Below are 16,841 nucleotides of genomic sequence, written 5' to 3'. Positions count from 1 at the left end.
CGCTTGCGTCCTACGCGCGCAGCAGGGAAAGCGTGGTAACCCACGCTTTAAGGTTCTTTTCAGCGAGCGGTCTATCCGTGAGCGGCTTCTCGTGATGAGCAACGTACATATTTCGGAAATCGTTCAGCTCTGTGATCCGCATCAAATGCCCCTTTGCGTCAGAGATGACAAAGGCTTCTCGCACGCCCGCAAATACGCCCTTCAATGGAGGCTTACCCTGAACCGCATGATCCAGACACGATCGCGCCAGCCCAATCGCCGAGTGAACTGAGCCATAGACCAGCGCGCGTTTGAGAGAGGCCGCCATGTTTTGGAAATGCCGGACTTCCCGATGAGGCGCTGCTGAGAGATCCGGCTCGAACCAACGCTGCTGGTCAAGGCGGTTGACCGGGACCCTGGGTTGAAGCAACTTGATGATGAAGGCTTTTGCAGCTTCGTCGACCGAACCAAGCAAGGTGTTGAACACAGGAGCGAGGCTCGTTGTGTCCGTTTTCTTCTCCAGGTAGCGGTAGAGTTCGAGGGCATCTTCCGCTGCTTTCTTAGCCCGCGGCCCAAGTTTGGCGAGCGTGCTTGCGCCGAAGAAATTTTCAGCGTCGTGACCCGTCTTCGCCCCGAACAATGGCAACTCGGGCTCGCGGCTCGTTTCACTGAGTAGGTTCTGCAACGCCGGCGCGCAGGCACGAACGAGGTCGGCCAGCTTTTCCGTAGCCAGCCCCTCCATCACATTTTGAGGAATAAAGACGTATTCCCATTTGATTTTGCTGCGCGATGCGGTCTTGCACCATTCGACCGCAGCCATGGCCTTCTTCGGCACATCGCGGTCTTGGCGTCCCTTCGTTTCGACCAGGTAGTGTGTCCCATCGAGGCTGCGCACGAAGAAGTCGGGCGTATAGAAAGCGAGCCGCTGGTCGATCGTCAGGTAGTCGATGCGAACCGCTTGCGGTCCCGCATTCTTTGCAAACGCTGCGACGTCCGGCGCAACATCGACGAATTTTGCAAGCGCGACTTCAAGCGACCGGTTGCAAGGAACAAGATTGAAGAGGGTGCGCCCGGCCTTCATGGCGGGGCGCTGCTCAGAGAAGGTCGCTTGGTACGGTTTCCAGTGGCGAACCGACTCTGCCCCTCCCGCAATACGGCGCTTCTCGGTTTTGACCGTGCGCGCACGGATAAGCGGCACGAACACCGCGCGAATGTGTTCGCGCACATCGGGGTCCGAAAGTCGCGCGACCAGACGCGGATCGACAAGCGACACTTTCTCCCCGAACAAAATTTCACCGAGGAATGTCTGCAAAAGCGGCGCAAGGACCGCATGCGTACTCTGCACTTTGCAGGCGGCTTCGAGTTCACGAACATAGAAGGAGATCGCCGTGAGGCCGTTCTGGAGAAGTGGCAGGCTTATGCGCATTTCCTCGACCACCTCGTCGGTGATGAGGTGGCGGCCCTCGTATTTGACTTCGGTTGCCCCTTTGGTGCCAAGCGGAAGTGCCTTGTACTCGCGGAACTTCTCCCGCACGTTTTCGACGCTGAGGCCTTCGAGCTTGGGCTGGATCTCGTGCGCCGCAGAGAGGACCGGCAGGGCGATGTCGAGCTTTTCGAGATCCTTGGCATCGTCTGGAAAGATGGTGACGGTGGTCGCGGGGACTTTCTCCGCGTCGATGATCTCGATCGGCAAGCCTTCCTGTTCGAGCTCGTGCTCATACAGGCTTGCAAAAGCCGGATGCTCGATAACGGTCACCAGCTCGTTCGCCTGTCCGGGCGGCGTCATACGGCGAAGGCCGCGGCCGAGCGTCTGCTCCGGCAAGATGTTCGCAGAAGAGCTAAACGGCCGGAGCGGAACAATCGTCGTAACGTTGCGAACGTCCCAGCCTTCGCGCAGCATCAGGACCGAAACGATACAGTTATAGGGGCTCTCGTTGCTGTCCAGCTCGCGGCTGATGCGGCGGATTGCCTTTAGATCGTCATCGGAAATCGCCTTTTCGTCCTCGACAAAGACCTCGATCCGCTTGCCTTCTTGCTTGATGGTCTTGATCTTACCCTTCAGGTTCGTATGAAGGTTGATCGTCTTCAGGTTCAGCCCCGCGAAGATCGGATCGTTGTTGAGCCGTGCAGTGATTTGATTGGCAGCGTCGGTATTCTCGCACATGACGAACAGAAGCGGCTTCTTCTCACTCTTCTTCCATTCGTCCTGGCTCTTGCGCCACCGTTCATAGCCAAGCCGCAAATGGGCCTCGAACCGGTAGGCGGCGTCATCATGCGGTTGCTCGATCATTTCCTTGGTGCGGCCAAGGACCGGCGTCTTGACAATGCCCGCATCGACGGCTTCGCCAAGCGGCGTATCGCAAACGACATGCGGAAAAATCTGGCCGTTGTTGTTCTTGGGTGTGGCCGAGAAATCGAGCTGCGAGATCACACCATCGCCGCCCAGTTCCTTCATCCCATCGTGAAGCGCTCGGATCGCTTGGTTCCACGCCGAACCAGGATCCCAGACGTGGTGGGCTTCGTCGTTCAGCACCATCACCCGACGATTCCCCGCAATGCGATCACGGAGCTCAGCGGCCGTCGCCAGTACCTTTGACTTCGAGACGGCAGGTCCAGCCCAGTCGTATTCGTCGCTATCGCCGTCGCCCGAGCGGCCATCGAACAGACGGTGAATGTTGGTGAGGTAAAGAACGCCGCCGGTGGTCGCGCCACCAGCCTCGTCTTGCAAAATAACCGAGAAATTCCAGTCGCCGCGCCATTCAGCGGGGATGAGCGGATCAGCAAGGAAAATATCTCTGCCTCCGGCCTCCGGACGGAAATCCTGCTTCAACCGTTCAAACACAGTGAGATTAGGCGCGATCACGACGAAGTGCCGCGCCATCTCGGATTCCGTCTCACGCAGCGCGTGGAAGTAGCTCCACACGATCGCAAGGCTCATACACTTGGTCTTGCCAGCACCCGTGGCGAGCTTGAAGGCATAGCGTGCCCACTCATCGTCCTCCGGGCGGACGCCCAAGGCCTCTGTCTCACCCGTAGGACCGCCATACTCAAACAGCAGGGAGGACAGATTGCGGAGCCGTCTGATCTCCAACAAGTAGATGAACGTCTCGATCGCTTCCCGCTGACAGAAGTAATACCGGAACTCGAAATCGTCGCCCGCGCCCGACCCCACGCGGTGGGGCCGTTCAAACCAATGAGCGAGCAATTCACGGGTGGTACCGCTCGCGCCCGGATAGTGGAGGTCGCGCCACTCCTTGACTGCCGCGCGCAGCGGATTGACCAGTCGGATCGGCGAAGGCCGGCGATAGGTCTTGATCTCGGGCGGCGTGCCCGGGCCCGGCCCGCGCACGCGGTGTCGGTTGGGTTCATCCCATGGCGCAAAAAGGGGTTCCAGCGCAGCCGTGTTGATGACCGGCGTACTCTGCTCAATCATACCTCTACCTCAACTGAAATGCTCGTGTCGCAGCCGAAGACGTCAACGACTTTGACGCAGGCGACATATTTTCCAGGCTTTGAATATACATGACCCGCGTCGCTCACGGTCTTGAGCGCACGGTCCTTGCGCGTACGGAAATCCTGCCAATGGTGGTTGAACGGCCGGTTTGGTTTCCAGTCAAAATCGATCGCCCAGAAGTCGATGAAATCGAAGCCACTCTCCAACGCGCGCTCTTGCAAGGCCTCCAGCTCCTTACTCGGCACCTCCGAAAGTGACGGTAGGAAATTTGTGAGTTTAATATCGACCTTCCGTTCCTTGCCTTCCTTCCGAACAACGGGAGAGGCTTCCAGCACCGCCACCTCAAAGAAGGGCGGGACCTCTGCACGGTTCTTTTCCATAATTTCGCGAGGAATACGGCTTAGGCGAAGCTTGACGCCGGTCTCGGCCTCCACGGCAGCCGTCACTTGCCGGATGTCCATCTCGAAGTCCCAAGCGAGAATGTAGGCCTCACGGCCGCCGGCCGCGGCGACCGCTTGGGCAACCTCCTTGACTTCAGGACGAGTAAAGATGCTGTCGATGCCGTCGACGTGCACAAACGCAGTCCCTTTGCGTGCATGAAGAAGAGGAGAAGGAGCTGATCCAAGAGGCTCCGCTTTGAAGAACTTCAAGACAATCGCGCGATGCTGATCGTCAGCGCCGTTGAGCGCTTCTTTTTGCCACCATTGACGCTCGTAGCGGCCTAAATTGTAAAGGTCGAACGAGCGATAGGGCTGCGCGGCGTCATGGAGATCTCTCTGAACGCCAATAAGGCGCTTCCGCGCAGTGTGAATGGCGTACCTTCCAAGATCGGAGCCGATCCATCTGCGGCCCAGCTTTTCGGCTACCGCCAGCGTGGTCCCGGAACCAATGAAAAAATCAGCAACAATGCTTTCGGGATTGCTGCACGCGGTAATGATGCGTTCGAGCAGAGCTTCCGGCTTTTGCGTCGCGTATCCGGTGGCTTCCTTGGCCACGTTGTTGATCGGAGGGATGTCCGTCCAGATGTTGGTTGCGGGGCTACCGTTTCTCTCGTCCAGAAATATTTTTAGGTGCGGCCATTTTCCCTTCGGCGGCCAATAGATCAGCCCTTCTTTGTCGAGCCTGTCCAATTCAGACGGCGGATTTCCCCAATGGCGATTGACGTCTGTAGGGTTGAGACCACGCCAAGGTAGCCCCGTTTCGCCATAGCGAACGCCTGCCCCCGTAAGGTCGCCGCGCCTAAACCGGCGGCCTTTCTCGTCGACATACCGATACTCCGATGCCACGTATTCGTCTGAAAACGGTATGCGCACTACATTAAAAATCGAGTGCCTCACAGACTTTGAGAAGCCAAATATCTGTTCGGTTACATGCCCAAAAGATTTTGTATCACCGTGCGCTGAGGTCCGTTTCCAGACGATCTCCGAGAGGAAGTTCTCTGTCCCAAAAACTTCGTCCAAGATAATCTTGATTTGATGACTGACCTGCGGTCCAACATGCACCCAAATAGAGCCTTGCTCCGACAGCAGATCGCGCATCAACGACAGACGTTCGAACATTGTGTGGAAGTACGACGCGGTCCCTTTGCCCCATACGTCCCGATAAGCGACCATTTCCAAGACGGATTGATCCTTTTGCACCGTCTCGCGCGCATCTCCGATCGGAACGGTCATTGTGAAATCCGCACCAACATCGAACGGTGGATCGATGTAGATGAGATCAATCCTTCCTCTGAACTCCTCAAGCAAGGAGGCGATGACTAACTTGTTGTCGCCCCAGACCAGCCGATTGCGAAAATCGTCACGATGAGCCTTCGATACGTCGAATAGGGAGCCCTGCTCTTCCGCGCGAGAGCGCGGCTCGTCGATCGTCTCAATTTTTTGCAATGGCAAGGCAAGGTTGCCGACACCGACTTCACGCCGATTGCCGAACTCGTCATATTTTCCTTCCCACACCAGCTCCGTCTTCATGCGGGACAGCGGGTGAGGATTGTTTGGGCCGTAGATTGTCATTTTGTGATGCCGTTCGTACTTACTTGTTATGCCGCAAGCGGCGTCTGTTCTTGGGAGCGCTTCATGGCAGCACGCACATCGGCCTTGTTACCAAGCACGATGTGTTGTTCCTTCGACGGGCGACGCTCGGCATCTCCGTCCAGATTTAAGCGTTTTAGAAAGTAATAAAGAAGCGCGAGCCGCACAGGCACCTTGATGGACTCACCGGTCATGCCGAAGTCGAGGGCAACGACTCGGCGCTGGCCCTTGGTGAGATCGGGGTGGGGGATAAGGACCACATCAATATGCTCGGCCCAAATGTGATCGGCTTCGGCGGGAGCACCTGGCTCAGCGTCTCCCTTTAGGTCGAGGAAGCGAGGAAGCAGGAAATCCTTGAAAATGCGCTCCTCGTGACAAAAGGCGCGAACATGCCAGCGAAATCCATCGGAGCCCAAAGCGTGCGGCGTGATCCATCGCCACATCGCGTCAGCACGGGTCAGGGATTGGTAGTGAATTTGAATCGAGCGCTTCTCGCGTATCGTGGCGAGCAGCGCTCGAAGGATCGCGGGATCGACGCGTCGCCGTGGAAGCGGCATCGACTCAAATTCCGGCGTGTTGCTGAGCCACGTTTGCTGGGCGGGCAGGACGCCGTCGCTGATCGATCGAAGTTGATTGAGGTAGCGATCGGCGTCAGGCTTCAGGAATATCGGCTTGAAGCGCTTGCTGGCCAGATAGCGCTTGTCGCTGCGGTCATACTCGATGTTATTCGGCGCAAGCTCCTGATAGCGCGATAGGTCATTAGAGGCCTGCGGCACCGACACCCCAAAATAACGGGTGATGTCGGCCCGGTTAAGCGCCCCCTCCCAGAAAAGACGGAACTCGATGAATTCGAGCCTTTGCTCGACACCCCATCGGATACCGCTGTCGTCCGCCTTCATATCCACTCCCGAAAGTACGTATAGAAACTATATTGACACCCGCTTTGGGTGCGTATAGTTTCTTAACCCATCGGCAGTTTGGATTCAACACATTTAAGGAGATTACAATGTCAAAGAACGACCGATTCGTCGTGAAGCATGGCTCTGATTGGGCCGTGAAGAAAGGCGGCGTGGTGACGCCCGAGAGCGTTCATCACAAGCAAAGCGAAGCCGAACGCTCAGCCAAGCGCACCGTCCACAACCTGGGCGGGGGCGAGGTCCGCATTCAGGGCCGCGATGGCCGCTGGCGGGACTCGGACACCGTGGCACCTGGCCATGACCCGTTCCCGCCCCGCGACCGCAAGCACTAGGAGCCAGTCCATGCGGGGAGATGTTGACGATCAAGTGTTGGAAGGCGGCCCGGCGGTTTCGGCGCCGCCTTCACCCGCGCGTAGCGTCATCTTTCTCAGCCACGCAAACCCGCAGCAAAACACCTTCGCCACTTGGCTCGCTACACAGCTCGCCATTGCGGGCTACGAGGTGTGGTGCGACACCACCAAGCTCCTCGGCGGTGAACGTTTCTGGACCGACATCGAGGAAGCCATCGATGCGCATGCGATCCGCTTCATCTTCGTCTCCGAGCTCGAATCAAACCGCAAGGCCGGCTGCTTGCGCGAACTGCGCCTTGCCTTCGAGGCGCAAGAGAAGCACAAGCTCCGCGATTTCGTAATCCCGTTGAAGATCGACGCCTTTCCCTTCTCGGCGATGCAGAAGCCGCTCGCTGATCTCAACATCGTGCGCTTCGACGAGAATTGGTCGAAAGGCCTTGCGACCCTTTTGAAGCTGTTCGAGCGCGAGAACATCCCGAAGTCGCCGCTGGCAGGGCCGGCCTGCGTCGCGGAATGGTACGACCGTCAACTCGACCGACGGCGGCAGGTGGTCGTCAGCGACGAGGTCTGCCACACCAACTGGTTCGAGTTGCGCTTGCCCAAGATGGCCAAGTTCCATCCCTTCGCTGGGTCTGCCGAGTCACTCGAAAAGCGCGCCTCGGGTTTCCCATATCCGCATCGCCTCCACGGCACGCATCTTATCACCTTCGCTGCCGAGCCGGAGGTGATGGAGCACTTTGGTTCTGACGCGCCATTCAAACCGGCCGCATCAGCCAAAACCGAGGCTTTCATCGAAGGCGGGGACAAAGCACTCGAGATTGCCCCGTTCGATGCAGCTAACATCGTCACCGACCTCGTCCGGCAAGCATGGGAAGGCGCCCTCACCGCACGCGAGCTCGGTACTTTCGAGCTCGCAAGCGGCCTTGCTGCGCGGTTTTTCAAGAATGCCCAGCTTGAAAAGAACCGCGCCTACTACCGCGCGCTTCGCGGCCGCCGTGCCTTCCGGCAGGTGGTGGGCAACAAGAGCAAGCGCACCAAGGAGGGCGAGAAGGTTCCCGACGGCTTCTGGCACTACGCCCTTTCGGCATCGCCTCAGATCCTGCCGTTCCCGCGGCTCGTGCTCCGGCACCATGTCATCTTCACTGACGACGGGATCAAGCCGTGGTCAAAGCCTGAGCGGATGCACAAGGCCCGGCGCAGTGTTTGTAAGCAGTGGTGGAACAAGGAATGGCGCGACCGGCTCTTTGCTTTCACGGCCGAGCTCGCCAAGGGCGGCAAGACCTTGGCCATCAATGTGGGCGGCGGCCAAGAACTGGCTGTCACCATGGCGCCGATGAATTTCACCAGCCCATGGACATATTTCGAAGATGCCGATGACGGCCTCGACGAAGCCCGGGAGATCGAACTGATCGAGGATACCTCGCCGGAGGACGACGATGACGAAACCCCGTAAGTCCCAGCCCGCGCGGCGCCTCCTTACATTCGCCGAACCGCGACTTCGCTTCGGCTTCGAGCAGTTGCTTGAAGACCCCAAGGACGGCCTGATGATGTTCGGGCCGCCCAAAAAGCTTCACGGCATCCATTACGGCGTCATCGGCACGCGGGACTGCATCCGCCAGTTCGAGGCATGGGCCGCGAAAATCAAGCAGGCCGTGCCTGCCGATCCCAAGGTCGGTAGCTCGGTCACGTATCCCGGCTTCGAAGCGGTGTTCCGCACTGCATGGGACGACGTTCCCCGCGTCAAGATCGAGGTTGATCCTGACGAGCTGAATTCGAAGGTCAAGCTGACCGATCCGCACCAGCGCGTTTATGACACCGTGGAATTGTTCTCCAAACCGCTCATTCGCTGGGTCGAAGAGGAAGACCCCAAGGTCGCGCTCTGGTTCGTGGTCGTGCCCGAGGAGGTGTGGAAGCTGTGTCGGCCACGCTCGACCATAAGCAAAGCGGAAGGCATTGTGCCTAAGGTCTCGCTCTCGCATTCCAAGGCCATCGAACTCTGGGAAGAACCCGACTTCTTCGACGATGCGAATGTTGCCGCCGAGAAGCACCTGTTCGAGAACCATTTCCACAACCAGCTCAAGGCCAAGCTGCTTGGCTGCGAGGCGATCACGCAGCTCGTGCGCCAGACCACAATTGCTCCCCACGAATACCTCAACAGCAAGGGCGAGCGCTCTCGCAAGATGCAGGATGATGCGACCGTTGCGTGGAATCTTACGACTGGCATCTATTACAAGGCCGGCGAGAAGCCGTGGACCCTCGCCGACATTCGCGATGGTGTGTGCTACATCGGCCTCGTCTTCAAGCGCACCAACAACCCGCTCGAAGCCAAGGAAGCGTGCTGCGGCGCGCAGATGTTCCTTCATACCGGCGAAGGCATCGTATTCAAGGGCGCCGTCGGCCAATGGGCTTCGGACAAGTACGGCGAATATCACCTATCGGAAGAGAAGGCTGAGGACATTGTTCGCCGTTGCGTCGAAGCTTACAAGAACCTTCACAACAAGCAGCCGCCGCGCGAGGTTTTTATCCACGGCCGGACCCGCTTTAACTGGGACGAGATCAAGGGCTTCCGCAAGGGAGCGCCGGACGGCACCTCTGTCACTGGCATCCAGATCCTCCGGCCGAACGACCTCAAGCTTTTCCGCGAGGGCCGCAAGGCCGTGATGCGCGGCCTCGCCTTGAAAGTCGACCAGCGCAACGCCTTCGTCTGGTCCGCGGGTTACGTACCGCACCTCCTGACCTATCCAGGACGCGAAGTGCCGACGCCTCTCAAGGTCAAAATCGTGTTCGGTGACACCAAGCTGGAGCAAGTGATCGCCGACATCCTGGCCCTTACCAAGGTCAACTTCAACACGTGCATATTCAACGACGGGCTGCCCGTGACGCTGCGCTTCGCAGACGACATCGGCGAAATCCTCACAGCCATTCCGGATGTGACCTCGAAACCGCTTCCGTTTAGGCATTACCTTTAGGTGGCGAGCGTTCTCAGGCTAACCGCTGTTGCTGGGGACATCTAGCTTGCCCCGTCAACCTTCGGTAGATTTCGGCATTCAACTGCGGGGGCTCCATGCAGCAACAGAACGTTCCGATCAGCGCGCTCGTCGACATGTACAAGCGGGGCGAGCTCAGGCTTCCTGAGATTCAACGCCACTATGTCTGGAAGGGAACGCGCGTTCGCGACCTTCTGGACTCGCTATACCGTGGCTATCCGAGCGGCTCCATTCTGGTGTGGGAAACGGATGAGCCCATACCGACGCGCGACTTCGCGATTGCGCAGGAAACAACGGCCTTCGCGGGACGGAAGCTCCTCCTTGATGGGCAGCAACGGCTCACCTCCCTCACAGCCGTCATCAACGGCGAGCCGGTCACCGTCCGTCACCGCAAGAGACCCATCGACATACTATTTAATCTCGACCATCCGGAAGGCCCGCCTAGTGAAGCATTGGAGGTCGACAGCGACCAGGAGTCGCTCCTTTCGGCTGAGGACGAGTTGGCCGATGACGGGAACGGGGAGGACAACGCAGACGAGGACGGCGGCGGAGCCGATAGAGGTTTGCCGGAGCGATTAAGTCGCCGCACCTTCGTGGTCGCTAGCCGCGCGCTCCTGGCGATGCCCAATTGGGTACCGGTCAGCGAGATATTCAAGTCGAGCGACACAGCCATTCTTCAAAAAGCTGGCATCACGGGGTTCGACGACCCGCGCTATCAGAAGTACCTCGATCGGTTGACGCGCCTAAGGCAGGTCAAAAACTACTCCTATGTGGTCCACGTCCTCGAACGGGGAATGAGTTACGAGGAAGTCACCGAGATATTCGTTCGCGTGAATTCGCTCGGGGCGAAGCTGCGATCCTCGGACCTCGCCTTGGCGCAGATGACGTCGCGGTGGCAAAATCTTCTGCAAGAGCTGGAGGAGTTTCAGGACGAGTGTGAGGATAATGGGTTTACGCTCGATCTCGGCCTTCTCGTGCGCGCTATCGTGGTGTTCGCAACCAAGCAGGGCCTCTTCCGTGTGGTTGGCGCAACATCCATTGTGCGCCTCCAAGAGGGATGGAAGGAAGCGAAAGAGGGGTTACGTTTCGCCATTAACTTTTTGCGGACAAACGCCGGCATCGAAGACGAAAGCCTGCTTTCTTCTCCCATGTTCGTGATTGCTCTTGCCGCGGTAAGCCGCGTCAAGGACAACAAGCTGACCAAGGAAGAAAGCCGTGCGCTGCTCTACTGGCTACTTACGGCAAATGCGCGTGGCCGGTATTCCCGCGGGTCGACCGAAACGCTCCTGAACGAGGATCTCGCGATCATCTTCCGCAGCGGCGACGTCGCGGCCCTGATTGACCCCGTGAAGCGGCAATTCGGAAGGCTGCATATAGAGCCAGACGATCTCGCTGGGCGCGGCGTGAACAGCCCGCTCTTCTCGCTAGCCTATCTCGCCCTCAAGGATGCTGGCGCGAAGGATTGGTTCAGCGGCCTCGGCCTTTCGCTGACGCATCAAGGCAAGTTGCATTTCATTCAGTGGCATCACATTTTCCCAAAATCTCTGCTTAAGGATCGTCAATACGAGACCGGCGAGATCAATGAGATTGCCAACATGGCCTTTATCACGGGGCAGACCAATCGCCGCTTAAGCAATAAAGAGCCAACCGCGTATCTCCCCGGAATCGTTGCCAAGCAAGGGCAGGAGTCGCTCGATGCGCAGCTTGTGCCTAACGATCCGGAGCTTCTCAAGCTTGAGAGTTACAAAGCATTCTTGAAGGCGCGCCGTACAGCCCTTGCGAAATGCATGAATGACTTTATTGCTAAGAAAGCCGGTGGTGCCTCCTATTGAGGCCTATTGCCTACTTGCTTCCAGGGTATGGCCGCGCCTGCTGAAGGGCCTCTATTCGCAGTTTTAGAAAAAACCGGACGCTCGGAAGCAGACGAGCCGGCCTCAAGGGGGAAGTGGTGGGCACAAAGGAAGACGACGAGGAGCGGCAAGAGCGAGCCTATCGCCTCATCGGCGAAATCGTCGCCCAGACCTGTGCGAGGCACTACCTGGCGCCAACGCAAGAGCACCAGTTTACGAGCAAGATTACAGCTCTCATCGAACGCGAACTCCACAACATGGACGTTCACGGCATGCACGTCAAAGTTCACGCGCAAGATTTCCCGGACAAGGGTCGCGGAAGTTGGGAGAAAAAGTCGGGCGCGGATGTCTATATTTCTCTCGTCGTGGATACCCCGGACTATCAAGTCAACAAGGGAATGATTGTTCAGTCCAAGTGGAATGACTCAAAAGATCGGAAAGGTCTGGCTGCCCAAGTGCGCGACATGAAGGACCGCACAACTTCCTCCTACGTTTGGGCTTACGGTCCCTCCAGCATCTCGGTCGTTCCCGCGGACGATGTCGCGGAAGGCAAGTTGGACTTTTCTAGCGCTAAGACGGTAGGTCAGCTTATCTCCGATGGCCTCCGCTGCCATGAGGGTGACCCAAAGCTAGGACGTGATTTGAGTATGCCGGTTCCGCAATCGCTTACCGCGATGATGGAAAAACTGGCGCTGAAGCATGGTCTCAGCATCACCCTCAGCGAGGGAGCGGAGGCCTGATATGCTCCACGGGCCCGAACATCCATGCAACGGCAATGGGCAACCGTGGCGGGGGAATGACGGCTTATGAGATATGCTTTCGTTGAAGATGATTGCCATGAAGCGGCGCCAGGTCTCGCGGGCACATGTCGCGTTTGCGGCGGTGCGGCGATTGCAAAATGTGGTCAGCACCGGATTTGGCATTGGGCGCACAAAGGCACGCGCACCTGCGACACATGGTGGGAGCCGGAGACGCAATGGCACCGCGGCTGGAAGGATCACTTTCCAAAAGGTTGGCAGGAAACGATCCACGCGGCGCCGAACGGCGAAAAACACATCGCCGATGTCAAAACGGAAAGCGGCGTTGCCCTTGAATTCCAGCACTCCTTCCTTCCGGAAGCGGAACGGCAGGGGCGTGAGCAGTTTTATTCGAAGATGATCTGGATCGTAGATGGGCAACGACGCAAGCGGGACCGGGCGCAATTCTTCGCCTCCTTCGATAATGCCATCCACCAGCAACCGCTGGTTATTCCTGCGCGGTTGCATGACAGTGCGCTACTGCGAGACTGGAAAGCGAGCCGTGTCCCGGTCTATTTCGACTTTGGCGACAGCGAACCCTCCGATCTTTGCCGATTTTCCGAGCCCACGCTTTGGCGGCTGAACCCGAATAGCCAGAGTGGGGCGGTCTTTCTTTCCCCTGTCGCGAAATCCTATCTGATCGAGGTTTATCGAACCGGTGTCGCATTCGACGAGCCGTTCACTGAAACTCTTCAGCTCGTCGCAGACCTTTTGCGCAAACGTCAGGAGTTCCGGCACCGAATGCCGAGCGCGTTTGATTGGCAGCTGATGCGGAGACAACGCGCACGGCGGCGCTTTTAGACCAGAATACGAGGCATCGCACAGGTCACCGCAATAGCCGTTTGGCTTCGGTTCGCGATTTTGGCAAAATTCCATTGAGGTTTGCCGCATTGGCCAGTTCGTGGATCGAGCGCACCTCCAGGGGTCGTGATCCCGCAACCTCGAGCGGGATTGAGAACGCGCAGTCGAGACGCTCGCCCTTGTTCACAGCACGGTTGAATTTGCGGCGGGAGTCGTAGCCAAGGTCAACCACGGCAGTACCCGCCTGACCTCCGAATAAAGAGATAAAGGCAGACGTCGATTTGCCGTTGGGAAGCACGGCCAGGACATGCCGATTATTGGCAAGGCCGACAATATCTGCGAGGACCGCGGGAACGTCGGCATCGATGGTGCCCTTCAGCAAACCAAAGTTCAGATCCTTTTCCCCCGGGAAGAGGTGGCTCCTTAGCATGATGCCACCCGGCCCAAACGTCCATTCGGGACCAAGGACCCGGTGGCCCAATCCGAGCGCAATTTTAACCATGAGGCGCGCGCGAGCTTCGTTAAATGCCGAAATGTCGACCGTCACGCTGGCCTTGAAGTCGCGGCCTTCGTTTCGGTTGGCGAGAAGAAGCGCAATCTCGATATCCTCATCGTCCGTGATTTCGCCAAATTGGGAGTAAAGATGCTGCTTCCGCTGTTTGGCTTGCTCAAGCCGCCCGCGAAGGAAAAAGCGCACCCGGTCCTCGGTTGAGCCCAGCGAGATGATCTTTCCGGATATCTTCTTTTCATTCTGGAACGTGAAATCGATATCCCCCTCCGCGCTGACGCTGATTTCGGCTGACTCTTTGATGTCGATGAATTCACCCTTCATCTTCAGACAGGGTATAACCTTGCGGTTCCCCTGAAGCTTGTAGCGATGGCGCAGCATCAAGAACGGAAGGGTGCTGGCAACCGCATCGTCGATTTCATCGCCGGCTCGGCTGTTTGCCGCCGACGATACGTCGCGCGTCGTAAACTGGTTCGACCCACCCAATGCGAGTGGGATGATATGCTCGACGCTCGGCTTGAGGGCAGCATCCAACGGATCGATCACTTTGCCGGTGTAAATGCAACGTACTTTGCTGATGAACGGTCTAGTCTTCGCGGGCTTGGTCATTTCTCGTCACAATGATTCAGAAGCGGCGAGCGCCAGCGCAAAGACGCTCGCTATCGGGTATTCTAGCACGGTTGCCAACAGCGTAAGCTTGCTCACTGCGATGCTATCGTGACCGACTCGCATTTCTGGAATTGCTGCTGCGTCACTGAAACGTAGGCACCTAATTCAGTTTGGGTCAGGCCAAGCGCAACCCGCAGCCTTCGCATCCTCGCACCAATGACCCGGTTGAGCGGGTCAATTTGAGCCACGATTCGGTCCCGATCTAGACCGGCATCTCGCCAGAACGCGGTCGCGCATTCGATATCCTCGGGCGCGCGCGAAGCGGTGTAGATCGCGGTCGTGCTGATCCGTGAATGACCCAACCAGCTTTGGACCTGTTTAACGGCACGCCTGCTTGTAGCGTGCCTCTCCCTCCGCAACGACCTCTCGAATGCCGCGATCGGCGCAGTCCAGCGACGGAGGAGAACCGCCTGGTCGATTTTTTAACTGATTAGTTCAACGGCCCGAGAGCAATGGCCCATAGCCCAAAACCACGGACTAAGTAACTGCCCCAGTTTCGCATCAGAAACGATCCGACCGGAACGCAACGATCGCGATCGGACTTTACCGAAATGCAGAAAAATCAACAAAGCTGATCGATAGTCTGCGGCTCATAACGATCAAAGTGCAGGCTCAAGTCCTGCTGCTCGTGCGTTATAATCTCGCTCGGATTGCCAACGGGGCTGCCGGATCTATGCGCGCGAACCTGCGCGTGGCTGGATCCGTGAATCAGTGTGTTGGAGTTCGCCAACGTCCGCCGACGCTTATTCAACGGATATTCGACGACTTTTCCGTTGCGTCTCTAAGTTGTTGAATTGTCTGGCGCTCCCTAGGGGAATCGAACCCCTGTTTCAGCCTTGAGAGGGCCGCGTCCTAACCGCTAGACGAAGGGAGCGTGAGGGCTAGCCAATAACCTCGAAATTTGTCCGCCGCAAGGACCCGAACCGCCCTTTTACGGCTCATTGGCAAATTTCAGCTTCCCGGTCGGCTTCAGTGTGTGGGCGTCGAAGGTGCGGATCTCGGTGACCCCGCCGATGTCCAGCGTGACCACGAGCCGGTCGCCGGCGACCCCGGTCGAGACGATCCTGGCGCCCTTCGGCAGGGTGGCGGTGACGTCGCCGACCGGCTCGGCCGCCCTTCCCTCCGACTTGAAAAGGCGGTAGCCCACCGCGATCAGGACGGCGCAGATTGCCAGCGCCGTCGTCAACCCCGCGATCAGCATCATCCGCCGCACCCGCGCGAACAGCGCGGCCTGCTCGGGGCTCGGTTCGGGAACAGCGGTATCAGACGTCGTCATGGAAAACTCAGGCTCAGCGCAAAGGTTGGAGGTCGTGGTCGGCGGCGACGAGGGCTCGGCCCGGCTCGACCGCGTGCTGGCGGCGCACCTTTCCGACCTGTCGCGATCGAGGCTGAAAGCCCTGATTCTGGCGGGCGCGGTCAGCCTGAAGGCCACCGCGGTCCGCGACCCCGCTTATCACGTCACTTCGGGCGATACGATCATAATCGACGTGCCGGAGGCGGCCCCGGCGGAGCCCAAGGGCGAGGATATCGCCCTCGATATCGTGTTCGAGGACGACGACATCGTCGTCCTCAACAAGCCGAAGGGGCTGGTGGTACACCCCGCGGCCGGGCACGAGACCGGGACGCTGGTGAACGCGCTGATCGCCCATTGCGGAACTTCGCTCTCCGGCATCGGCGGGGTGCGCCGGCCGGGGATCGTGCACCGGCTCGACAAGGACACGACCGGGCTGATGGTGGTCGCCAAGAACGACCTTGCGCACGCCTCGCTCACCGCGCAATTCGCCGACCACGGCCGCACCGGGGCGATGCGGCGCGGCTACATGGCCTTTGCCTGGGGCCTGCCGGGCCGCCATCGCGGCACCGTGGATGCGCCGATCGACCGCCACCCGCACGCGCGCGAGAAGATGGCGGTGCGCCAGGGCGGCCGCGAGGCCGTCACACATTGGGAAATCCTGGAGAGTTTTGCCGGGCGCGACGGCAAGCCGATCGCTTCACTGCTCGCCTGCGAGCTCGAGACCGGACGCACCCACCAGATCCGCGTCCACCTCGCCCATTTCGGCCATCCCCTGATGGGCGACGCCGTCTATGGCCCGCACTTCAAGACCAAGGCGAACCATCTCGGCCCCGAGTCTCAGGCAGCCTTGACGGCGCTGGGGCGGCAGGCCCTGCATGCCTATCTGCTGGAATTGGAGCACCCGAGAACCGGAGAATTACTCCACTGGGAGGCGCCACTGCCGGAGGATTTGCTTCTCCTGCAAGGCGCTCTGAAAGCGGCGCTATGACGCAGGGGCTTTAAGAAAAGCGTTACATTACAAAAAGTTATAGCTGCCACACGGGGACGTGACGTCAGCAATCCTTCCCTTTTTGGCCCCCCTTGGGTTATATTGCGCCTGCGTTGGAAATGACCAACGCGGAACATCGCAGCTACGGCCGGCTTTAACACAGCGGTCGTCTGCCTGGCCCGCCGCTATCGGGGGCCTGAACCTTTGGAGGGCTTCA

The 16,841-nt window shown here is 58.6% G+C and carries 12 protein-coding genes and 1 tRNA gene; 7 read left to right on the top strand and 6 right to left on the bottom strand.

Annotated elements, in window-relative coordinates; all coding sequences use genetic code 11:
- Window positions 1-10: 10 nt before the first annotated feature.
- From JQ572_RS03805 to JQ572_RS03795, 3 genes are read right to left on the bottom strand one after another with little or no spacing between them, the layout of a single operon-like run.
- On the bottom strand, window positions 11-3,412 hold the full coding sequence (locus tag JQ572_RS03805; RefSeq protein ID WP_211381623.1) for a DEAD/DEAH box helicase: 3,402 nt from the start codon (window positions 3,410-3,412) through the stop codon (window positions 11-13).
- Window positions 3,409-5,445, bottom strand: coding sequence for a DNA methyltransferase (locus JQ572_RS03800; RefSeq protein ID WP_211381622.1), 2,037 nt, complete (start codon window positions 5,443-5,445; stop codon window positions 3,409-3,411). Before JQ572_RS03800 ends, JQ572_RS03805 begins: the two co-directional genes overlap by 4 nt.
- A 26-nt stretch (window positions 5,446-5,471) precedes the next feature.
- Window positions 5,472-6,362: a BrxR family helix-turn-helix transcriptional regulator gene (locus JQ572_RS03795; protein ID WP_211381621.1), complete on the bottom strand. Its 891-nt coding sequence runs from the start codon at window positions 6,360-6,362 to the stop codon at window positions 5,472-5,474.
- 107 nt (window positions 6,363-6,469) lie between these two features.
- On the opposite strand from JQ572_RS03795, the gene JQ572_RS03790 reads away from it, so the two are divergent.
- The 6 genes from JQ572_RS03790 (at window position 6,470) to JQ572_RS03760 (ending at window position 13,165) form a co-directional block, all read left to right on the top strand.
- Window positions 6,470-6,712 carry a DUF2188 domain-containing protein gene (locus JQ572_RS03790; RefSeq protein ID WP_211381620.1) on the top strand — a complete coding sequence of 81 codons (243 nt, stop codon included), beginning with the start codon at window positions 6,470-6,472 and terminating at the stop codon, window positions 6,710-6,712.
- A 10-nt stretch (window positions 6,713-6,722) separates the two neighbouring features.
- On the top strand, window positions 6,723-8,183 hold the full coding sequence (locus JQ572_RS03785; protein ID WP_211381619.1) for a toll/interleukin-1 receptor domain-containing protein: 1,461 nt from the start codon (window positions 6,723-6,725) through the stop codon (window positions 8,181-8,183).
- 199 nt (window positions 8,184-8,382) lie between these two features.
- Entirely contained in the window at window positions 8,383-9,699 is a 1,317-nt protein-coding gene (locus tag JQ572_RS34970) for an argonaute/piwi family protein (RefSeq protein ID WP_249128810.1), read from the top strand.
- A gap of 95 nt (window positions 9,700-9,794) precedes the next feature.
- On the top strand, window positions 9,795-11,549 hold the full coding sequence (locus tag JQ572_RS03770) for a GmrSD restriction endonuclease domain-containing protein (protein WP_211381617.1): 1,755 nt from the start codon (window positions 9,795-9,797) through the stop codon (window positions 11,547-11,549).
- A 116-nt stretch (window positions 11,550-11,665) separates the two neighbouring features.
- Window positions 11,666-12,307 (top strand): hypothetical protein, encoded by a 642-nt coding sequence (locus JQ572_RS03765; protein ID WP_211381616.1) that lies wholly within the window; start codon window positions 11,666-11,668, stop codon window positions 12,305-12,307.
- Between the two features lie 66 nt (window positions 12,308-12,373).
- Window positions 12,374-13,165 (top strand): competence protein CoiA, encoded by a 792-nt coding sequence (locus JQ572_RS03760; RefSeq protein ID WP_211381615.1) that lies wholly within the window; start codon window positions 12,374-12,376, stop codon window positions 13,163-13,165.
- Window positions 13,166-13,190: 25 nt separating this feature from the next.
- Here JQ572_RS03760 and JQ572_RS03755 read toward each other — a convergent pair whose 3' ends face one another.
- The 3 genes from JQ572_RS03755 to JQ572_RS03745 all read right to left on the bottom strand — a co-directional run bounded on the left by JQ572_RS03755 (window position 13,191) and on the right by JQ572_RS03745 (window position 15,618).
- The gene (locus JQ572_RS03755; RefSeq protein WP_211381614.1) at window positions 13,191-14,282 is read right to left on the bottom strand and encodes a hypothetical protein; all 1,092 of its coding nucleotides are present in this window, start codon (window positions 14,280-14,282) and stop codon (window positions 13,191-13,193) included.
- Window positions 14,283-15,141: 859 nt separating this feature from the next.
- Window positions 15,142-15,216: transfer RNA gene (locus JQ572_RS03750), tRNA-Glu, on the bottom strand.
- 57 nt (window positions 15,217-15,273) lie between these two features.
- Entirely contained in the window at window positions 15,274-15,618 is a 345-nt protein-coding gene (locus tag JQ572_RS03745; RefSeq protein ID WP_211381613.1) for a hypothetical protein, read from the bottom strand.
- Between JQ572_RS03745 and JQ572_RS03740 the strand changes: the two genes are divergently transcribed.
- Window positions 15,617-16,624, top strand: coding sequence for an RluA family pseudouridine synthase (locus tag JQ572_RS03740; RefSeq protein ID WP_211381612.1), 1,008 nt, complete (start codon window positions 15,617-15,619; stop codon window positions 16,622-16,624). The genes JQ572_RS03745 and JQ572_RS03740 overlap by 2 nt on opposite strands.
- Window positions 16,625-16,841 lie beyond the last annotated feature (217 nt).

Source organism: Bradyrhizobium sp. SZCCT0153, assembly GCF_018129995.1.
Classification (GTDB): Bacteria; Pseudomonadota; Alphaproteobacteria; order Rhizobiales; family Xanthobacteraceae; genus Bradyrhizobium; species Bradyrhizobium japonicum_G.
The sequence above is the reverse complement of the archived record's forward strand: the minus strand, read 5'-3'. Positions and strand labels throughout refer to the sequence as shown.